Origin of the sequence: Actinoplanes sp. NPDC051861, assembly GCF_040681145.1 — a bacterium.
In the GTDB taxonomy this organism is placed as follows: domain Bacteria; phylum Actinomycetota; class Actinomycetes; order Mycobacteriales; family Micromonosporaceae; genus Actinoplanes.
Genome location: NZ_JBFAYE010000024.1, coordinates 122,113 through 142,548, shown reverse-complemented (window position 1 = coordinate 142,548; position 20,436 = coordinate 122,113). Strand labels below are relative to the sequence as shown.

Below are 20,436 nucleotides of genomic sequence, written 5' to 3'. Positions count from 1 at the left end.
CACCCCAACCGGTGATGCTATTCGTGCCGGGGATCGCCGGACGTCACAACGCGGATATCCGCGGTGGCCCGGAGGATCGCCCGGGGGTGCCGCTCCGCGAGCAGCGGCAGCGCGAGCTGCCATGCGGCCGTGCTCAGCACCTCGCCCAGGAGCCGGTCGCCCGACGGCGGCCCGCTCGCACGCGCGACCTCCAGGAGAGCGCGCACCTGCTGGTCGGGATCGGTGACGGTGCGGGCGATCCGCTCACCGTCGGCGACGTCGCCGGCCGCGGCCACGACGGTGACCAGGTCGGCCAGGGCCCGGGCCCGCCGGGCGGAGTCGTCGATCTCCTGTGCCAGCTGTTCGGCGCGGGCGACGTCACCGGCCCCGGCAGTCGCGGTCACCAGCAGGCTGAGGGCTTCGGTACGCCAGTGCCGCGAGGTGATCTGGCGAGCGATCCTCTCCAGCTCCCGCAGATCGCCGAACCCGGACTGCCTCCTGATCAGGCCGACCAGGGCCTCCTGACGGCGGGCCCGGTCGCTGATCTCCGAGACGATCTCCTTGGCCGCCACGAGTTCGCCGGCCTCGGCGGCCGCCCAGCTCAGGTCGGTCAGGGCCCGGTCCCGGTCGTTCGGATCCGCGATCGCGTCCGCGACCTCGGCGGCCTCGTCCACCAATGCCGCGCCGCGTTCCGGATCGCTCGCCGGCGCCGCCTCGGCCGGCGCGGGCCGGGGTGGGCCAGGCCCTGTGGCGGAAGCGGGCGACGGGTCGGATGCGCGGGCCGCGGCTGAGGAGAGTGCCTCCAGGATCTGTGCCTCGCGGGCCTGGTCCACGATGCCTCGGGCGGTCTGTTCCGCCTCTGCGGCGAGTGCCCCCGCCCGTTCGGCGCCGGCCACGCGGGCCACCGGCGGGGCGAGTTCGGCCAGGGTCTGAGCCCGCCGCTCCGGGTCGGTGATCTCCCGGGCGATGTCCTCGGCCCGGCCGGTCTCGCCGGCCGCGGCGATCGCCGGTGCCAGGCGGGCCAGCGCGCGCGTCCGGCGTTCGCGGTTCGGAATGCCGCGCGCGATCGATTCAGCGCGTGCGACGTCGCCCGCAGTCGCCACCGCGGGTGCGAGCTCGACCAGGGCGTTCTCCTGCCAGTACGGGTCGAGGATCGACCGGGCCATGCTCTCGGCGCGGTCGATGTCACCGGTCCTGGCCGCCGCGATCGCTATGTCGATCAGTGCCTGGGTCCGGCGGTTCCAGTCCATCGCGCGGCGCGTGAGCTGCTCGGCGTCGTCCAGCAACTCCCGCACCCGGGACGGGCCCTTGATCGCGGCCGCCGCCGGCAGCAGGCCGATCAGCGCCTCCACCTGACGCTCCGGCTCGGCGATTCCCCGGGAGATCCGCTCGGCCGCGTCCCACAGGGCCAGCGCGCGGGGCGGATCGCCGTGCGCGAGAGCCCGGGCGAGAGCGGCCTGTGCCCGGGCGCGCACCGGCAGCGAGCTGATCCGTGCGATATACAACTCCGCGTCGTCCGCCCACCGCGAAGCCTGCTCCGAGTCACCGGCGTAGGCGACCAATGTCGCCGTCGCCAATGCTTGCCAATAGTAACTATGGATATTAGCTGATATGTCGTATGCACGCTCCTGCGCGGGCGTGCCTGCCAGGACACCGATCAGGTTGTGCAGAGCCTCGTCATGCACCAGCCAGACGGAGATGTTCCAGGCGATCTGCTCCGCCCGCCGGGTGTCGCCCGCGGCGGCCAGCGCGCCGGAGACGCCGGCCAGTGCGCGTGCTTGCTGGTACGGGTCCATGATGCTCCGTGCCAGCGCCTCGGCACGGGTCGGCTGCCCGGCGGCCGCCCACGCGGCGGGCAGCGCGGTGGGGATGTTCCTGATCCGGGTCTCGAGGTGCTCGCGGTGGTAGGAGAGCAGCAGCAGGCGGTAGAGGCCGGACTCGCTCATGGCGGGACGGCTGAGGAGCAGGTTCTGCGAGTTGCGGATCTCGGTGAGCGCCGCCGCGTCGCCACCGGTGGCGACGAGCATCCGTTCGTGCCGGGCCCGGTCGGTCGCCAGCACGGCCAGCCGATCGGTGTCGCCGCAGTCGGTGAGCATGCGGGCGTAACCACGGAGCAGGTACTGCGGGATGTCGGGCGGCCACGTTCCCCGGTACCGCTCGGCCCACTCGTGCAAGCGGTCGCGGAACACCCCGAGCTGCGTTCCGAGCTCGTCGATCGCTGTCTCGCGCAGCGTCTCGTGGGTGAACAGGTACACGCGGCCGGGGCTGTCCGCGGCACCGGTGTCGCGGCCGGCGACCGTCCGGCCGAAGACACCGCCCAGCAGGTCCCTGAGCCGGAACGGCGCGGCACCGGTCAGCTCCTCCAGCTCGGCGAGGGTCAGGCCGCCGCCGCTCGCCGTGATCAGCCCGACCACCTCCTGATGCAGGTGGTCGCCGTGCAGCAGCTGCCGCAGCTCCCGCTCCGCGCGAACGGCGACCTCGGTGGCATAGCGCGAGACCGTGAGCCGGCGTGCCGTGCACCGGCGCAGCGGGTGATCGGCGGGCACGTCGCCCGGCAGATCGGGATCCGGCCGGCTGGACACCACGACCCGCAGTCCGTCGCCGCAGATCTTGGGCAGCAGCGAGGCGACGCTGGGCAGCCCCGAGCCCGCACGGCCGCTGCGGTCCTCGTCGAGGCCGTCGACCACGAGGACCAGCCGGCGGCCCTCGCCACGGAGCTTCTCGACGGCGGCCCGCAGCAGCCCGCGCCGGTGCGCGTCCCGGGCGGCCGGCGTGAGCGAGCTGGGAACGCTCTCGCCGACGATCGCCGAGAGCTGGTCGATCAGCATGTCGGTGAAGGCGGTGCTGTCCGACTGCGCGGCGAGCCGGGCGGTGATGAAGAACGAGACCACCTCGACCTGCGGCGGCGGGTTGAGCACGAACGTGGACAGCAGGCCGGACTTGCCGGCCCAGGGCCCGGCCTTCCACCACAGGTATTCCGAGTCGCCCAGGCAGAAGGCGGCGATCTCGGCCAGCTCGGCCCGGCGGCCGACGAGCCCGCCGGGCCGCCCGCCGTCCGGCGCGATGTCCCGGACCTGCTCGATGTACCCGGACCGGGTCCACCAGGGCGGCATCCGCCCGCCGAGGTGCAGGTGCATGCGGTTGTGGTCGCCGACCTGAACCGCGGCCGACTCCCGCACCTCGACCGGCGCGCGCTGGGCCGGCCCACCCTGTGCCGGCCCACCCCGTGCCGGTTCCTCGTCCATCGCCGCCTCGCCCGAGCCGGAGACCATCTTCCGTTCAGACTACTGAGGACATCAACCGGCGCCGGCCGTCACCACGGGCACCCCGTATCCGGCGATGGCCTCCTCGTCGTGGTTGAGGATGGCCAGGTGGAGGCGGTGGAGTTCGGGTGAGGCGTCCAGGCCGTACGAGTCGGACAGGGTGGTGGTGGCCCGCTGGAACGCGGCGAGGGCGCTGACCTGGTCGCCGCTGAGGTAGGACACCTGCATCAGGCGGCCCCAGGTGCGTTCGTGGTGGGAGAAGAGCGCGGCGTTGCGGCGCAGCTCGGGCAGCAGGCCCTCGGTGTCGTGCAGCAGCAGGCGTGCCACGTGGAGGTCGTCGCGGGCCTGCATCATCACGTCGTGCCGCTGCTCGAACTCGGAGATCATCCAGCTGCTGCTCGGCAGGGTGGCGTACGACGGTTCGCGCCAGACCCGCAGAGCCTCGCGCAGGCGGGCCGCCGCGCCGGTCAGGTCACCGCGCTGAAGGTGACGGTGTCCGTTACAGGCCAGCGATGCGAAAACCGTGGCGTCGCAGTCGGCCGGGTCGACATCGAGACGGTAACCCGCGGTGACATGTTGTAACGACTGTGCGAACGTGGTGCCGGCCAGTTGCTTGCGTAGTTCGGCAGCGTGCGAACGCAGGTTCGCCATGGCCGATTTTGGTGGGGAATCCCAGAGCATCTCCGTCAGCCGGTCGCCGCTGACCGCCGTGTTCGCGTTGAAGGCGAGCGCCACGAGCAGGCCCCGGACCATCCGGCGGTTGACACGCACCTGGCCCGCGTCGAGGAGTACCTCGCCGAGAATATGTAAGCGAAACATCACGCCCCCGTGATCATGTTCTCACTCTTTGTGGTGGCCGATCATATACGATCCTCGATACCACAGGCTGCACTCATTGGTGTTAATCAATAAGTTGACAGCCGTGGAAACGACGCACATCAATGTGCGCCCCGTGTGCAGAGGCTCTGCCAGAGTGGACCCGCCACTGAGGAGTGGTGGTGCGGCGACCCTCAGGCCGCCGCACATCCGTGTGGCGTCGGTAGTGGTGCGACCCGCGAGCCGACGCCCGTCACGCCAGGGAGCATACACATGCGGATGCGAACCATCCTGAAGAGCGCGATCGTGGCCGGCTTCGCCGCCGGCGCGCTCGCCGTACCAGGTGCGGCGCTCGCCGACGACAACGGTGACGGCAACGAGCCCTGCAACTACACCGAGATCTGCTTCCAGTACATCTTCGGCAACAACCAGTACGGCAAGCAGTTCTGGAACGGCGCGAACCACTACGCCAACGGCGCGCACGGCGCCTACCGCTGGTGGGACTCGGTCAACGACGTCCGGCTCGGCATCAACGTCATGGACGAGGCGCAGGGCTTCCGCAACCGAGACAGCGCCTGCACCGTCTGGCTGTGGGACGTCGACGGCGCCGGCAACTGGTACACGTACCACAGCCAGCCGCGCAACTACGGCAGCTTCACCAACACCAGCGGTGACCGGAACAACGGCCACTCCCGGTGCAACACGAACAGCCCGGCTGGTCTGTGACGACAAGGCCGGGTGAGTCTCGTACGGGCTCACCCGGCCCCACCACGGGAGAGAGAATGAAGCGGACCACTCGCGGCCTGGTCGCGGCATTGCTGGTACTGCCGCTGACCGGCTGCTCGTTCCTCGGCGACGACGAGCCGGCCACGCCCGGGGCGGCACCGGTGGCATCGGCCGCCGCGGAGCCGAAACCGTCCCAGCCCTTCGACATCCTGCAGGGCGAGAAGGTGGGCCTGATCGAGCACGCGCAGGCCAAGCTCCAGTTCCGGTGCATGGCCGACAGCGGGTATCCGCAGAACCAGGAGATCGGGGTCCCGGCGCCGGTCAACCCGTTCGAGGGCCTGGTCATCGGCGCCGGCTCGCTCGGCCCGATGACCGAGGCCGAGGCCCGCCGGCAGGGCTTCGGGCACGACATGGACGCCGAGCGGCCCGCCCTGGTGAGCAACGACGTGAACTTCGACAAGGCCGGCGAGCGCTGTGACGAGAAGGCGTGGGACGACCTGGGAGCCGGCGCACGCGAGACCGTCTGGGCCTATTACGAGCTGACCAACCAGCTCGGCCCGTACCGTAAGGAACTGGACCGCAAGCTCCCCGGTGACCTTGCCGGGAAGATGCTCGAATGCATCACCGGTGCCGGATACCGGCCGGCCGACCGGGAGCAGTTCCTGAAGACGCCGAACCCCGACCAGCTCGGTGTCACCTTCGGCGACCTGGAGCCGACCACCGCCCGCGACTGGGAGCCCCGGCGCAGGTCCGGGACGATCGATGTGGGCCCGGCAATCCCGGCCCGGCGCTACGTCCCGACGCCGGAGGAGGCCGACCTGGCGGTGGACTGGTACCGGTGCCGCCAGGAGACCGACATGCTGGGCGCGTACCTGGCCGCCGCGCGGCCCGTGCAGCAGACCTACGTGGACCGCTACGAATCACAGATCACCGAGCTGAACGCGAAGGTGGAGGAGCTGTCCCGCGCCGCCGCGACGCTGGCGGCGAACTGATGGCCGCCCGCCGCCGCTGGGTCACCGGGCTGGCAGGCGCGGCCCTCGCCGCCCTGCTGGTGACCGGCGGGGTGGTCGCCGGCCGGCAGTTCCGCTCGCCGCAGCAGGCCGCCGCCGACGCCGAGCCGCCGGCGCCCTCATTGATCAGCGTGGCGGCCGAGCAGCGCGTGCTCGCCGAGCCCGTCGTGCTGCGCGGCCAGGTCAAACCCGGCCCGAAGGTGGTGCTCGCGCTGCCGGCCGCCGCGGCCGGCGCGGACAGCGTGGTGACCAGCGTCGCCGTGCGGGCCGGTGACCGCCTGCACGAGGGCATGCTGGTCCTCGACGTCTCCGGCGAGCCGATGTTCACGCTGGACCTGCCCTTCCCGCTGTATCGCGACGTCGTCGGCGGCATGAAGGGCCCGGACGTCGCGGAGATCCAGCGCGCGCTGCGGCGTCTCGGCTTCTACGTGCCGCGCTCGTCCACGCTGGACGAGCCGACGCAGCAGGCGCTCACCCGGCTCTACCGGCGGCTCGGGTACGACCCGATCGGCGGCGACCGCGCCGCCGCCAAGCAGGTGAGCTCCGCGGAGCAGGCCCTGCAGGAGGCCCAGGCCGCCCTGGCCGCCGCACCCGACGCGGCGGCCCGCAGCGCCGCGCAGGCCGCCGCCGACGCCGCGCGCCGGTCGCTGGCCGGGGCGCGCCTGGCCGCCGGCGCCGGTGTGCCGCGTTCCCGGGTGCTGCTGCTCGACCGGGCCGGCCGCAAGGTCACCAAGGTCGGCGTCAAGGTCGGCACCGTGCTGACCGACCCGGCAGAACCCGTTCTCGAACTCGACGGGCAGGCCGGCTACATCACCGCCTCGGCGACCGCGCGCCAGGCCAAGCTGATCGCGCCGAAGCAGCGGGTGACCATCACCGACGAGGGCAGCGACACCGGGGCCGAGGGCACCATCCTGTCGGTGGCCGACGAGGTCGCGGCCGGATCCGCCGAGGACGAGGACAAGCAGCCCGGATACCAGGTCCGGATCAGGGCCGACGGCGACACATTCGACAAGGCCGCCGGCCGCTCGCTGCGCATCGACGTCGCGGTGAGCGGCTCCGACGCCGAGGTCCTGGCCGTGCCGGTCACCGCGATCTGGTCCCGGCCGGACGGCAGCACGTTCGCCTCGATCGCCCGCCCCGACGGCACCACCGGCGAGGTCACCGTCGAGACCGGCAAGACTGCCGGCGGCTGGGTCGAGATCCGCCCCGACACCGAGGGCGAACTGGTCGAGGGCACACCCGTCGTGGTCGGCAGCGACGGGAACCCGGAGTAGTCCGATGCTCGAACTGCGGTCCGCCACCAAGACGTACGACGACGGGCACCCGGTGCACGCCCTGCGGGAGACCGACCTGTTCATCGGCGAGGGCGACTATCTCACCGTCACCGGCGCGTCCGGGTCGGGCAAGTCCACGCTGCTGAACCTGCTCGGCCTGCTCGACGTGCCGACCACCGGGTCGTACCACGTGCTCGGCACCCCGGTGAACGAGCTGGGGGAGACGCATCGTGGTGCCGTACGCGGCCAGGTCTTCGGCTTCATCTTCCAGAACTTCCACCTGCTCGCCGGCCGCAGCGCCCTGGAGAACGTGGAGATGGGCATGCTCTACGGCCCGTACGGCCGGCGCGAGCGCCGTCGTCTCGCCCGGGAGACCGTGGAGCGGCTTGGCCTCGGCCACCGGGCACACGCCGACCCCCGGATGATGTCCGGCGGCGAGCGCCAGCGGGTCGCGGTCGCGCGGGCGGTGGCCGGCCGTCCGCGCGTGCTCTTCTGCGACGAACCGACCGGCAACCTCGACTCGGCGAACACCGACAACGTCCTCGAGGCGCTCCGCGGCCTCAATGCCGAGGGCCTCACCCTGGTCGTGGTCACGCACGACCGGGCCGTCGCCGCGGAGGGGCGGCGCCGGATCGCGGTCACCGACGGGAGCGTGGCCGAACATGAGCCGGCTGCCTGAGGCGCTGTCCGGGGCGGGCGTCTCCCGGCCCCGGTTCCGGCCGGCCGACTTCTTCCACGAGTCGCTGCTCGCGGTGATCCGCCACCCGGGCCGGTCGCTGCTGACGGCGGTCGGCACCGTGCTCAGCGCGGCCGCGTTCGTCTGCACGCTGGGCCTGAGCTCGACGCTCAACCATCAGGTCACGTCCTCGTTCGACGTGCGCCGCGCCACCGAGGTCGTGGTCCGCCCGGAGCACGTCACCATGGATCCGTCGTGGCAGGATCCGGCGGCGCTGGACCGGCTCACCGGTCTGCGCGGTGTCGTCGCGGCGGGCAGCCGGATCTCGCTCGACGGCGAGTGGGAGGTGCACCGCTCGGCGCGGGCGGACGAGAGCGACGTGCGGACCCGGATCGTCGGCGCCGACCGCGGCGCGATCCAGGTCATGGCACCGGCGCTGACCGCCGGCCGCTACTACGACGCGTTCATCGAGGCCGCCGCCCAGCGCGTCGTCATGCTTCCCGAGGGGCTGGCGGGGCAACTGGGCATCACGCGTACGCAGGTCGCGGTCTTCATCGAGGACGAGCCGTACACGGTCATCGGCATCTATCGCGACGTGGCCCGCCGTCCGGAGGTGCTGCAGTCCGTGGTGATGCCGCTGGCCACCGCGGAGCGCCTGATCAAGCCCGGCACCGACAACGAGCGTGACGTGGTCATCGAGACCGCGCCCGGAGCCGCCCAGGTCATCGGCGGGCAGGCCGCCCTCGCCCTGCACCCGGGGGAACCGCAGGGCCTGCGCGTCATCGCACCGCCCGACCCGAGGCAGCTGCGGCAGGAGATCGAGGGGAACGTGGCCCGCTCCAGCCTGATGATCAGCATCATCGCGTTGGCCATCGGCGCGGTCTCGATCGCCAACGCCGCCACCGCCGGCATCGCCGCCCGTACCCAGGAGATCGGCCTGCGCCGGGCGATCGGGGCCCGCCGCCGCCACATCTTCCTGCAACTGCTCGGCGAGACGACCACTCTGGGCGCGCTCGGCGGCATGCTCGGCGCGTTCCTCGGCATCTGCCTCACGCTCGGGATATCCCTGCTCAACCGGTGGGTGCCGATCATCGACCTGCGTACCGCCCTGGTCGCCTCGGCGATCTGCGCCGCGGCCGGTCTGCTGGCCGGGTTCTTCCCCGCGGTCCGTGCCCTGCGCATCCAGCCGGTGGCCGCTCTGCAGCGCTGATCGGGTCCCGGTCAGCGGCCGGATCAGACCGGGGCCAGCTGCGGGCTCGGCCGGTCGGCGGTCTCCGTGGGCAGCGTGAACGTGAAGCGGGAGCCGCCGGCCGGGTTGTCGCCGGCCGTGATGGTGCCGCCGTGGCGCTGCACGATGCGCTGGCAGATGCTCAGGCCGAGGCCGGTGCCCGCGTAGGCGGAGCCCGCGTGCGCGCGGTGGAAGTTGCCGAAGATCGCCTCGTGCTGACCGGCCGGGATGCCGATCCCGTTGTCGTCGATCGTGACGGTGACGTAGCCGCCCGCTGAGCCGGCGGCCGTCACGCTGATGGCCGGGACGACGCCGGGAGCGGTGTACTTGATGCTGTTGCCGATCAGGTTGTCCAGCAGCTGGCGGATCAGCGGCGGATCCGCGTGGACACGGGGGAGCGGGCCGATCGCGAAGCACGGCACCGGGTTGTCCCCCACGACGGCCGAGTCGGCACGTGCGGTGGCGATGTCGCCGACGATCTCCTCGAGCTCCACCGGCACCGGCCGGATGGTGGCGTCGCGGGCGGTGGTGTACGCGAGCAGATCATCAATCAGGTTGCGCATCCGGTCGGCGGCGCGCTCGGCCCGCAGCAGCTTGCTCTCCACCACCGCGATCAGCGGGTGCGCGGGCATCGACTGGAGCACCTCGCCGGCCGCCTCGGTCCAGCCGCGTACGGCGGTCAGCGGGTTCTGCAGGTCGTGCGCGACGACACCGGCGAACGCCGCCAGCTCCTCCCGGTGGCGGCGCTCGCCGGTGATGTCGTGCACCAGCACGACCGCGAGCGGCCTGCCACGTTCGTCCTCCAGCCGGGTGCCGGTGACCGCCACGACGCGGCCCTCGGGCATGTCCGGGTTGCGCACGATCATCTCGTGGTGCGCGTCCCGCTCGCCGGCCATGACGCGGGCGTACGCGGTCTCGTCGTCGCCCATCGGCCGCCCGTCGGTGTGGAACAGCCCGTAGTAGCCGGCCTCGGTGATCTGGTCGCCGGGGCTGGTACGGCCGCCGAGCAGCCGGGCCGTGGCGGCGTTGCGCAGCAGCACATGCCCGTGGGCGTCGATGACGGTGAGCCCGTCGGTCATCGAGTCGATGATCGCGGTCAGCAGCCGCCCGTGGTGCTGGGCCTGCTCCTTCTGCACCGCCAGGCCGGCCTTGTCGGCGGCCAGCTGGGTGAGCAGCGTCTGACGCTCGTCGCGGCCCAGCGCGAGGGCCAGGCCGATCACCGCGACCATGCCGACGAACAGCTGGGCGACCAGGGCGCGCGTCGGGTGGCTGCCGATGCTCGCGAACGGCCCGGAGCCGGCGAGGGTGAACAGCACCGCGACCGTGCCCACGAACAGGTCGTGGCAGACGACGAAACTGGTCGGCATCCGCAGGGCGGCCCAGACCGTCACCGCGATCAGCGTGAACGCCACCGGCAGCCCGTGCACGACGCCGAACGTGAACCAGTACAGCAGCGCGGAGGAGCCGACCAGGGCGGTGTACTCGGCGGCGCGCCACACCGAGGTGGCCCGCCACGCCGTCCGGGCCCACGGCCACACGTGGCGCCACGTCCACCCGGCGGGGCGAGTGTGCCAGAGGTAGCCGAGCCGCAGCCCGACGGCGCCGATGAGCAGCACACTCGTGGTGTTGCGGGCCAGCCACACGGTGGCCGACGGCCAGGAGAAGAATCCGCTGATCAGCCACATGCCGGTGGTCCCGATCGTGGCGCCGAGCGCGGTGCTCGCGGCAGCCGCGCCGAGCAGCACCCAGAGGTCACGCAGACGGGCCAGTCCCTGTTCGCCGCCGGCGCCCCACAGCGACGGCTGCCAGCGCCGGAACAGCCAGATGAAGAGGCCGGCCTGGCTCAGGTTCGCCAGTGCGAACACCACCACGAGCCGGCTGTTGGCGCCGGTCGCGAGGTTGACCAGGACGGTGATCAGGACCAGGGCGGTGACATCAGCCCATCGGGTACGGGAGTGGCGCTGCGCGCAGAACCAGAGTGCCAGGACCCCGGCGGCGGGCCACACCATGCTCAGGTTGGTGCCGTCCATGACCGTCATCCGGCCGGCGAACGTGGCCAGCGTGTAGACGAGGCTCCACAGAGCGGTACGCGCCAACGACCCGCGAACCGTCATCGGGCACCTCTCTCCGCAGCCGTTCGGCTCCCTTCAAGCAGCCCATCGGCACCGGCCGCGCCGGACTGAATCCGAGTGCGCCTCCGATCCCCGAATGCAACCGGGCGCGTGGGGCGGCGCTGACCCACGGGCCGCGGCTCGCGGTCAGTGCACCGGGTCGTTCGTCCTCACCAGGTCCGCCACCTCGGCGGGTGCGGTGCCGCGGCGGGCGGCGATGAGCGCGTCGGCGGACCACTGGCCGGCGCCGAGTGCCGCGATGAGCAGGAACGACCAGGCGTAGAGGGCGGGTGTGACGCCGCCGTTCTGGATGGGCATTAGGCCCTCGCTCTGATGGACCACGAAGTAGGCGTAGGCCATCGAGCCGGAGGCCAGGATCGCGGCCGGGCGGGTGAAGAGGCCGAACAGCACCAGCAGGCCGCAGGCGAGCTGGATCAGTGCGGCGTACCAGTTCGGCCAGGTGCCGACCGGGATCGGCTCACCGGTGCCGCGATGGCCACCGAGCAGGCCGAACAGCCCGGCGAGGCCGTGGCAGGTGAACAGCAGACCGATCACGATGCGGAACAGCGGCCAGACGATCTGGGGGATGCGAGGGGAAGACAATACGCGCTCCTCTGTCTGAACGTGGGCTAACCTGACAATCCACGTTAGAGGTTCGCTGTTTTGTCATAAGATTGACGATCATAAATTTCCTCTAAGAATGAGCGCTGCTCAGGGCGGTGGCGACGGTTTCCGCCGCGTCGAGCGTGCGCTGGGCGACCGGCCGCAGCCCGGTGACCGCGGCCACCGCGGCGTCCATGTCGGCGGCGCGCGCCGCCTTCTCCACGCGGTCGGCCACGTCGGCCAGCGACTGCGCGCCGATGTTGCCGGCGGCACCCTTGAGCTGGTGGGCCGCGCCGGCGAGCGCCTCGGCGTGGTCGAGCGCGAGCGCGTGATAGATGTCGTCGACCAGCGCCGGCACCTGCTCGGTCAGCCGGCGCAGCAGGCCGCTCAGGGCGTCCCCGTCGAGCGTCGGCGCCGCCGAGCGCAGGAGTTCGAGGCGCTGCTCGATCTCCCGGCGCACGTCACCGGCCGGCTCGGGCGGCGGCTGTCCGGCCCGCGCGCGGTCGAGCGCGCCGGCGATGTCCTGCGGCATCACCGGTTTGGCGATGTGATCGTCCATTCCCGCCTCCAGGCACCGGGCGCGATCCTCGGCCATCGCCCCGGCGGTCATCGCAATGATGGGTACGTGAACTCCGGCGGCCTCGCCGCGGCGGATCTCCGCCGTCGCCGTGTAGCCGTCCATCTCGGGCATCAGGCAGTCCATGAAGATCGCCTGGTAGTCGCCGGCGGCGGCCATGGCGACCGCGGCCCGTCCGTCGGCGGCGACGTCGGCGGTCCAGCCCAGGCCGGCGAGGATGCCGAGGGCGACCGTCTGGTTGATCTCATTGTCCTCGACCAGCAGGACGTGACCCTGCCCCGATGCACGCCCGGTGGTGACGGCCGGAGCCGGCGCGGGCGCGACGACGTCGGCGGTCGCCGGCCAGAGCGGGACGGTGAAGGAGAACGTGCTGCCCTGACCGGGCCGGCTGGTCAGGTCGATCTTGCCGCCCATCACCGCCACGAGCTCGTGGCAGATCGCCAGCCCGAGGCCGGTGCCGCCGAAGCGGCGGGTGGTTCCGGCGTCGGCCTGGGTGAACGGCTCGAACAGCAGGCCGTGCTTGTCCTCCTCGATCCCGATGCCGGTGTCGGTCACCGCGAACCGCACCGGCAGGGGCACGCCGGACCCGCTGTCGCCCACCGGCGTGGCGGTCACCGCCACCTGCCCCCGCTCGGTGAACTTGATCGCGTTGCCGACCAGATTGAGCAGCACCTGGCGAAGCTTGCCGGCGTCACCGCAGATCGGGTGGGCGATCCGGGGATCGCAGTGCGCGAACACCGTGAGGCTCTTGTCGCCGGTGCAGTCCGTCAGCAGCGCCACCACCTCGTCGAGCAGCCTCGGCACCTCGAAGTCGACCCGGTCGGGGAGCACCTTGCCGGCCTCCAGCTTGGAGAAGTCCAGAACGTCGTTGATCACCGAGAGCAGGCCGAGGCCGGCGTTGCGGATGCCCTCGGCGAACTGGCGCTGTTTCGGGTCCAGCGCCGTCTCCAGCAGCAGGCCGCTCAGCCCGATCACCCCGTTCATCGGGGTACGGATCTCGTGGCTCATCGAGGCGAGGAACTGCGACTTGAGCCGGGCCATCTCGATCGCCTGGTCGCGGGCCTGACCGAGGGCGAGCTGGGTCTGCCGGCGCGCCGTGATGTCACGGGCGAAAGCGTGAAAGGTGGGCGTGCCGTTGCGCCGGGTACGCCACAGCGTCAGCTCGATCGGCAGCTCGGTGCCGTCGCGGCGCAGCGCGTACATCTCGGTCGGACGGTCGAGCAGCCAGTCCCAGCGCCCGTCGAGGACCCGATCCAGCGCGCCGGCGTAGCGGCCCGGGACGATGTTGCCGACCACCTCCACGCCGAGCACCTCGTCGCGCCGGCGGCCGAAGACGCGCTCGGCCTGGCCGTTGAACTCGGTGATCCGGCCGTGCTCGTCCATGCTGACGAACGGGTCACTGGCCGCTGCCATGATCATTTCGAGCTGCTCGCGCTCGCTGCGCAGCCGCTGCTCCGCCTCGACGTCGGCGGTGATGTCGTGCGCGATCGTCGACGCGCCGACGATGGTGCCCGCCGGGTCGCGTACCGGTCCCATGCTGAGCGAGACGTAGATGGCGTGGCCGTCGTGGCGCACCCGCCGGGTCTCGTGGTGCTTGATGATCTCGCCGTCGCGCACGCGGGCGAGCAGCTCACGCTCTTCGCCGGGCCGGTCGGCGGGAAGCAGCACGGACACGTTGCGCCCGATCATCCGGGCGGCGGTCCAGCCGTACAGCCGTTCGGCGCCGGGGTTCCAGGTCAGCACGTTGCCGTCGAGGTCCTTGCTGATGATGGCCTCGCTGGACGTCTCAACGATCGCGGCGAGCTGGGCGTCGGTCTGCGCCTGGACGAGGCGTTCGGTGATGTCCTGCACGGCGGCGAAGACGACCGGCCCGCTGTCGCCGTCGACCGTGGCGAGGCTGATCTCGACGGGGAACTCGGTGCCGTCGCTGCGTACCCCCGTGAGGCGCATGCCCTCGCCCATCGGGCGCGGCACCGGGTTGGCCAGGTAGTCGCGGCGGTGGGCGATGTGCCGGGCCCGGCGTGCCTCCGGGACCAGCGACTCGACCGAGGCGCCGACCAGCTCCGCCCGCTCGTACCGGAACACCTGCAGCGCGCGGGCGTTGGCCAGCACGATCCGGCCCTCGGCGTTCACGCAGATCATCGCCTCCGGTGACGCGTCGAGCAGGCTCTTGAAGCGGCCCTCGGCCACCCGCAGCTCGGTGATCTCGGTCATCCCGCTGCAGATCGCCTCCGGCCGGCCGTTCTCGTCGCAGAGCGGGAACAGGGTCGTGACGAAAGTCCGCGTCCCGTGCTCCTCGTCCCACGTCTCGTCCTCGAAGATCATCGGCTGGCCGGACCCGAGAACAGTGCGGTCCCGGCGGACCACCTCGGTGAGCTGCTCCGGGGTGTGCAGGTCGTGGTCGGCGAGCCCGATCGCGCCGCCCGGTGCGAGGTGGTACAGCTCCTCGAACGCCCGCGAGGCCATCTGATAGCGGCCGTCGAGTCCGCGTACGGCGAAAGCGGTCGGCGTCGTGCTCATGATGAGGCCGATCTGGTTCTGCTGCCGCAGCTCCGCCCGGGTCGCCGCGCCGGCCGCCTCCATCCGTGCGGACCGGGCGCCGGTCACCAGCCCGACCAGGAGCACGAGGATCACGTTGGCGGCCACCATCATGGCGAACCGGACGTGAATCCCGTACCAGCCCGCGTTCTGCCCGGCGATCAGGAGCAGCCCGACGAGCGGCAGGACGACCAGTGCGGCGGCCAGCAGCCGGCGGGTGAACACGGCGCTCACACCGCTGTCGAACAGCACCCGGGCGACACCGGTCGGCGGACCCGCGGCCAGCACCGCCAACGACAGCGCGAACGAGGCGACGGCCACGGTCATCGACGCGCCCCACATGTCCGGGATGATCAGCAACGCGGGCGCGCGGAAGAGCACGCCGTAGCAGTCGAGCACGCTGATGCCGCACGCCAGGCAGGCGCAGATCTGGCCGGCGGGTGCGGCCAGCGTCCGGGCAGCGACCGGGAGGAGTGCCGCCTGGGCCGCCGCGATCAGGCCGAACGTGACCGCGGCGGCCGGCGCGGTGATCGGGACGGCCAGGACACCCACGACGGCGAGCAGCGGGAAGATCAGGCAGAGGAGCTGGGTGGCGGGGCGTGTGGCGTACGCGACCGCCAGCGAACCGGCACCCAGCGCGACCAGGCACCAGCCGGAGGCCTGCAGACCGTCGGCGTGCGTGCCGCCGCTGCCCTCCGGCCCGGTCTCCAGCACGCGCCAGCCCAGCGCCGCGAAGCCGAGTACCAGTGCGAGCGCTCCCGCTGCGATCTGTGGCATCGCAGGCGGTCGCGGTTCTGCGGCCGGAGGCATCTTTCTGAGTTTCCACCCCCGGCGCGGGTTTGAGGGCGGAGATGCTGGATAAGGGCCGGACTCACCGCACGATCAGGACCGGGCAGTCGGCGTGGTGCAGCAGTTGCAGGCCGGTGGAGCCGAGCAGCGTACCGGCGATCACGCCGTGGCCACGGGTGCCCACCACCACGAGTTGCGTTCCGTGCGAGACGCCCACCAGCAGGGCCGCCGCGCTGTCGTGGGAGAGCAGGAGCTCCACGGGTACGTCCGGGAACTTCTCCCGCCACGGTGCCAGCTGCGCGGTCAGCCGGGCCCGTTCGGTCTCGTCCTGTTCGGGGGTGTGGACCTGGGCCGGCGGCAGGTGACCCCAGTAGGCGGGCACGGCCGGCAGGTAGGACCGGATCACCGAGAGGGTCGTACCGCGGGCACGGGCGGCGGTGAACGCGGCCTCCAGCACCCCGGCGGCCGAGTCGTCGTCGGCGACGCCCACCGCGACGGGTCCCTCGACGGGCAGGTCGCGGCCGCGGACCACCACGACCGGGCACTTGGCGTGCATGGCGACCCGCTGGCTGACCGAGCCGAGATGCAGGCCCGCGAACCCGCCGCGGCCACGGCTGCCGAGCACCAGCAGGTCCGCGCCCTCGGAGGCGATGATCAGCTGAGCCGCGGCGTCACCGATGGCCACACCGGTCTCGACCCCTTCTGGCGGCGCTTCCTGTGCCGCGCGTGCGACGACGCCCTCCGCGAACCTGCGGGCGGCCTCGAACTGGTGGCCGCCGAAGGCGTACCGTTCGGCCGCCCAGTCCCAGTCCATGACGTGGGTCAGCAGCAGCGGCCGGTGGGAGAGCTCCGCCTCCCGTGCGGCCCACCGGACGGCCGCGCGGCTGTGCTCGGTGCCGTCGACTGCGACGACGATCGCCGGGATGCGCATGATTCCTCCTTCGCCGTTTCCTGCTTTCAGCGTGATCCCCGTCGATGCCGCCGGGCAGGGCACCAGGTCCCGCCACCCCAGGCCCCCCGACCCACCGTGTGGATTTGCGCCCCGCTCCGCACCCGAAGTTCACACACGGTGGGTTTGCGCCCCGCTCCGCGCCCGAAGTTCACACACGGTGGGCTTGTAGGGCGTGGGCCCACCACGGGCGGCGGGTGGTGGAGGTCGGGCGGAGTGCTGGTGCGGCGCTGTTGCGCAGGCTCAGCCAGCCGCCGGGGCCCATGGTCACCGTGCCGATCGTGGGCCGCCGGCGCACGGCGGTGCCGGCGGACACCACGGCCGCGATCGCGGTCGCGGCGGTCAGGGCGGCCACCACGATCACGGTCACGTCGACAGCGGGGACGAAGGTGACACCGTCCGGCGCTGTGACGTATGCCCCGATCTCTCGCTGTCCGTAGCGCACCGGACGGACGGGTTCGTGCTGGGTGGTCATGGTGGGCTCCTAGCGGCTGTCGGAGGACGAGGTGCCTACGGCCGCGCGGCCTGCTTCGAGGCGGGCCACCGGGACGCGGAAGGGTGAGCAGGACACGTAGTCGAGGCCGGCGTCGTGGAAGAAGCGCACCGAGGCGGGGTCGCCGCCGTGTTCGCCGCAGACGCCGGTGGGCAGGCCGGGGCGGGCCGCGCGGCCGCGGTCGACGGCGGTGCGGACGAGTTCACCGACGCCGGGCACGTCCAGGGTCTCGAACGGGGACGCGCCGAAGATGCCGAGGTCGAGGTAGCGGCCGAAGAACGCGCCCTCCACGTCGTCGCGCGAGAAACCCCACGTCATCTGGGTGAGGTCGTTGGTGCCGAAGGAGAAGAAGTCGGCCGCTTCCGCGATCTCGCCGGCGGTCAGCGCGGCCCGCGGCACCTCGATCATGGTGCCGATCGGGATCGGCGGGGCGCCATCCACGCTCGAGAGGGTTCGGAGTGCTTCCTCGCGTACGATCAAAAGCTCTTTGACCGAACCGACCAGCGGAACCATGATCTCCGGCCTCGGGTTGCCGCCCGCGGCGACCCGGGCCGCCGCGGCCTGAGCGACCGCGCGGACCTGCATCGCGAAAAGGCCGGGAATGATCAGACCGAGACGTACGCCGCGCAGCCCCAGCATCGGATTCTGCTCGTGCATCCGGCGCACCGCGGTGAACAGCCTGCCGTCGTCACCCGGATCCTGACCGAGCGCCTCGGCGCGGGCGACGCGCGCGGCCAGCTCGTCCAGCGGGGGCAGGAACTCGTGCAGCGGCGGATCGATCAGCCGGATCGTGACGGGCAGGCCGTCCATCGCGGCGAACAGCTCGGCGAAGTCGTCAACCTGCAGCGGGAGCAGTTCGTCCAGGGCCTCCCGGCTGTCGTCCGCGAGGATGAGCTTCTCGATCAGCGCGCGGCGAGGTCCGAGGAACATGTGCTCGGTGCGGCAGAGACCGATTCCGGTCGCGCCGAACCGGCGGGCCCGCTGAGCGTCCGCGGCGGTGTCGGCGTTGGCGTGCACCGTCATCCGCGCCACCCGGTCGGCGTGCGCGAGCAGCTTGCGCACCGCCCGGGGCAGCGGGTCGTCGATCGCCTCGCCCTCGAGAGCGCGGACCACGGGTGAGGGGCGAACCGGGACGGCACCCGGGTAGACGTGCCCGGTCGCACCGTCCAGCGAGATCACGTCGCCGGCCTGGAGGGAGCTGAGGTCTCCGGCGCCGCAGACGCACGGTTTGCCCATGCCGCGGGCCACGACGGCGGCGTGTGACGTCTTGCCGCCCCGGCTGGTCAGGATGCCGCGGGCGGCGATCATGCCGGGCAGGTCGTCGGGGGTGGTCTCGGGCCGGACGAGGATCTTGCCGGCGGCGGCGTCCGCCGCAGTCTTGGCGGTGGCGTCCGCCGCGTCGAACACGACCTCGCCCACGGCGGCGCCGGGTGACGCCGGAATGCCGGTGAACAGCGGTTCCGGTGCGGCGTCCAGGTCGAACGCGGGGAACATCAGGTGGGTCAGCTGTTCACCGGAGACGCGGCGCAGGGCCTCGTCGAGCGTGATGACGCCCTCCTCGGCGAGCTGGGCGGCGATCACGAACGCGGCGGCCGGGGTGCGCTTGCCGACCCGGGTCTGCAGCATCCACAGCTTGCCGTCCTCGATGGTGAACTCGATGTCGCACAGGTCGCGGTAGTGGTGCTCCAGCCTGTCCATGATCGACAGCAGCGCGGTGTGCGAGGCGGGGTCGATCCGGGCCAGGTCGTCCAGGCTCAGCGTGTTGCGGATCCCCGCCACGACATCCTCGCCCTGCGCGTCCGGGAGGTAGTCGCCGTACGCGCCGCGCAGCCCGGTGGCCGGGTCACGGGTGAACGCGACACCGCTGCCCGACCGCGGTCCGCGGTTGCCGAAGACCATGGCCATCACGTTCACCGCGGTGCCCAGGTCGTCCGGGATGTGCTCCTGCCGGCGGTAGAGCCGGGCCCGCTCGCTGTTCCACGACTCGAACACCGCCGTGATCGCGGCGTAGAGCTGCTCGTGCGGCGACTGCGGGAAGTCGCGGCCGGTGTGCTCCCGGAAGACCTTCTTGCATTCGTCGACGTCGTCGGAGTCGAAGGCGGGGATGCCGTGCACCGTACGGCCGAACATCTGGATCAGCCGGCGGTAGGAGTCCGGGTCGTGGCCGATGTGGTCGTTCAGGCCGATGTCCAGGATGGTCTCCATCATCCCGGGCATGGAGAACTTGGCGCCGGACCGCACCGACAGCAGCAGCGGGTCGTCGGCGTCGCCGAACCGCCTGCCGAGCCGCGCCTCGATCAGCCGCAGGTGCACCTCGACCTCGGCGAACAGGCCGGCGGGCGGCGCGCCGGTGCGCAGGAACTCGCGGCAGGCCTCGGTCGTGATGGTGAAACCGGGCGGCACGGGCAGGCCCATCCTGGTCATCTCGGCCAGGTTGGCGCCCTTGCCGCCGAGCAGGTCCTTCTGGTCCTTGTCGCCCTCGAAGAAGTCGTGAACATAGCGGGACATCGTCGTACCTCGCCTTCGGCTCAGCGGGTGCGGTGCACCACGGCGACGGTGCACTCGGAGTGGCGCAGCAGGTGCTGGCTGACCGAGCCGAGCAGCAGCCCCGCGAGTGCCCCGTGCCCCCGGCTGCCCACCACCAGCAGCTGTGCCCCGGCGCTCGCCCGCACGAGCGCGCCCGCCGGGTGCGCCACCGTCGCCTCCGCCTCGACCGTCAGGTCCGGGAACGTGTCGCGGACCTCGGTCACCATGGCGTCGAAGGGCTCCCGCTCGTGAGCGGTGACGGTGTAGGTCGCCATCGCCGTCTCCTCCCACAGCCCGGTCACCGGCGGCCACGCGCGGACGACCCGCAGCGTGGCCTTGCGGGCGGCCGCGTGTTCGGCGGCGAAGGTGAGCACGGACGACGCCAGGGCCGAGCCGTCCACCCCGGCGACCACCGTGGCGTGCGAGGCGGGCTCGCCGCGCGCGACCACCACCGGGCACCGCGCGTGCGCGCTGACCGCCGTGCTGACCGAGCCGAGGAGCCCGCCGACCGCGCTGTGCCCCCGCGCACCGACCACGATCAGGCCGGCCTCCAGGGACAGGTCCACGAGTGCCCGCGCGGCGGGCGCGCGCTCGATCCGGGCCGTGACGTCGATCAGGGGCTGGATCGTCTTGACGCGGGCGACGGCGCGGTCGAGCGTGCCTGCGGCGTCATTGACCGGCGACTCGTCCGCGTAGACCAGTTGCAGGGGCGCTCCGGTGCGGCCGGCCTCGTCGGCTGCCCAGGTCAGGGCGGCCTCGGACCAGGGCGAGCTGTCGTATCCAACGATGATCATGGGATGGACCTCCTGTTCGGTTCTCCCTCCATGGCATGCCTGTCGATGTCCGGTCGTCAGGGCCGGAGGTCCCGTCCGCTCGGG

Annotated in this window: 14 protein-coding genes; 5 read left to right on the top strand and 9 right to left on the bottom strand. The window is 72.1% G+C overall.

What is annotated here, in order from left to right; all coding sequences use genetic code 11:
• Positions 1-17: 17 nt before the first annotated feature.
• Together AB0M02_RS39790 and AB0M02_RS39785 are read right to left on the bottom strand one after the other, a co-directional pair.
• A complete protein-coding gene (locus AB0M02_RS39790) occupies positions 18-3,251 on the bottom strand; it encodes a hypothetical protein (protein WP_364237037.1) in 3,234 nt (1,077 codons plus the stop codon).
• 24 nt (positions 3,252-3,275) lie between these two features.
• On the bottom strand, positions 3,276-4,061 hold the full coding sequence (locus tag AB0M02_RS39785; RefSeq protein WP_364237035.1) for an AfsR/SARP family transcriptional regulator: 786 nt from the start codon (positions 4,059-4,061) through the stop codon (positions 3,276-3,278).
• A 270-nt stretch (positions 4,062-4,331) separates the two neighbouring features.
• On the opposite strand from AB0M02_RS39785, the gene AB0M02_RS39780 reads away from it, so the two are divergent.
• From AB0M02_RS39780 to AB0M02_RS39760, 5 genes are read left to right on the top strand one after another with little or no spacing between them, the layout of a single operon-like run.
• Entirely contained in the window at positions 4,332-4,784 is a 453-nt protein-coding gene (locus AB0M02_RS39780; RefSeq protein WP_364237034.1) for a hypothetical protein, read from the top strand.
• Positions 4,785-4,840: 56 nt separating this feature from the next.
• Positions 4,841-5,776, top strand: coding sequence for a hypothetical protein (locus AB0M02_RS39775; protein ID WP_364237032.1), 936 nt, complete (start codon positions 4,841-4,843; stop codon positions 5,774-5,776).
• The gene (locus tag AB0M02_RS39770; RefSeq protein ID WP_364237030.1) at positions 5,776-7,068 is read left to right on the top strand and encodes a hypothetical protein; all 1,293 of its coding nucleotides are present in this window, start codon (positions 5,776-5,778) and stop codon (positions 7,066-7,068) included. The genes AB0M02_RS39775 and AB0M02_RS39770 overlap by 1 nt, the downstream gene beginning before the upstream one ends.
• Before the next feature lie 4 nt (positions 7,069-7,072).
• Positions 7,073-7,747 (top strand): ATP-binding cassette domain-containing protein, encoded by a 675-nt coding sequence (locus AB0M02_RS39765; protein WP_364237028.1) that lies wholly within the window; start codon positions 7,073-7,075, stop codon positions 7,745-7,747.
• Positions 7,731-8,954, top strand: a complete 1,224-nt coding sequence (locus AB0M02_RS39760; protein ID WP_364237026.1) for an ABC transporter permease — start codon at positions 7,731-7,733, stop codon at positions 8,952-8,954. The genes AB0M02_RS39765 and AB0M02_RS39760 overlap by 17 nt, the downstream gene beginning before the upstream one ends.
• A 23-nt stretch (positions 8,955-8,977) precedes the next feature.
• On the opposite strand, the gene AB0M02_RS39755 is transcribed toward AB0M02_RS39760, so the two are convergent.
• The 7 genes from AB0M02_RS39755 to AB0M02_RS39725 form a co-directional block, all read right to left on the bottom strand.
• Positions 8,978-11,086 (bottom strand): ATP-binding protein, encoded by a 2,109-nt coding sequence (locus AB0M02_RS39755; RefSeq protein WP_364237023.1) that lies wholly within the window; start codon positions 11,084-11,086, stop codon positions 8,978-8,980.
• A gap of 144 nt (positions 11,087-11,230) precedes the next feature.
• The gene (locus AB0M02_RS39750; protein ID WP_364237021.1) at positions 11,231-11,686 is read right to left on the bottom strand and encodes a DoxX family protein; all 456 of its coding nucleotides are present in this window, start codon (positions 11,684-11,686) and stop codon (positions 11,231-11,233) included.
• Between the two features lie 91 nt (positions 11,687-11,777).
• The gene (locus AB0M02_RS39745; protein ID WP_364237019.1) at positions 11,778-15,578 is read right to left on the bottom strand and encodes a PAS domain S-box protein; all 3,801 of its coding nucleotides are present in this window, start codon (positions 15,576-15,578) and stop codon (positions 11,778-11,780) included.
• 94 nt (positions 15,579-15,672) lie between these two features.
• A complete protein-coding gene (locus AB0M02_RS39740) occupies positions 15,673-16,521 on the bottom strand; it encodes a universal stress protein (RefSeq protein ID WP_364237018.1) in 849 nt (282 codons plus the stop codon).
• Between the two features lie 169 nt (positions 16,522-16,690).
• Positions 16,691-17,014 (bottom strand): hypothetical protein, encoded by a 324-nt coding sequence (locus AB0M02_RS39735; RefSeq protein ID WP_364237017.1) that lies wholly within the window; start codon positions 17,012-17,014, stop codon positions 16,691-16,693.
• A gap of 9 nt (positions 17,015-17,023) precedes the next feature.
• Positions 17,024-19,540 (bottom strand): pyruvate, phosphate dikinase, encoded by a 2,517-nt coding sequence (ppdK, locus tag AB0M02_RS39730; RefSeq protein ID WP_364237015.1) that lies wholly within the window; start codon positions 19,538-19,540, stop codon positions 17,024-17,026.
• Between the two features lie 20 nt (positions 19,541-19,560).
• The gene (locus AB0M02_RS39725) at positions 19,561-20,352 is read right to left on the bottom strand and encodes a universal stress protein (protein WP_364237014.1); all 792 of its coding nucleotides are present in this window, start codon (positions 20,350-20,352) and stop codon (positions 19,561-19,563) included.
• Positions 20,353-20,436: the final 84 nt, after the last annotated feature.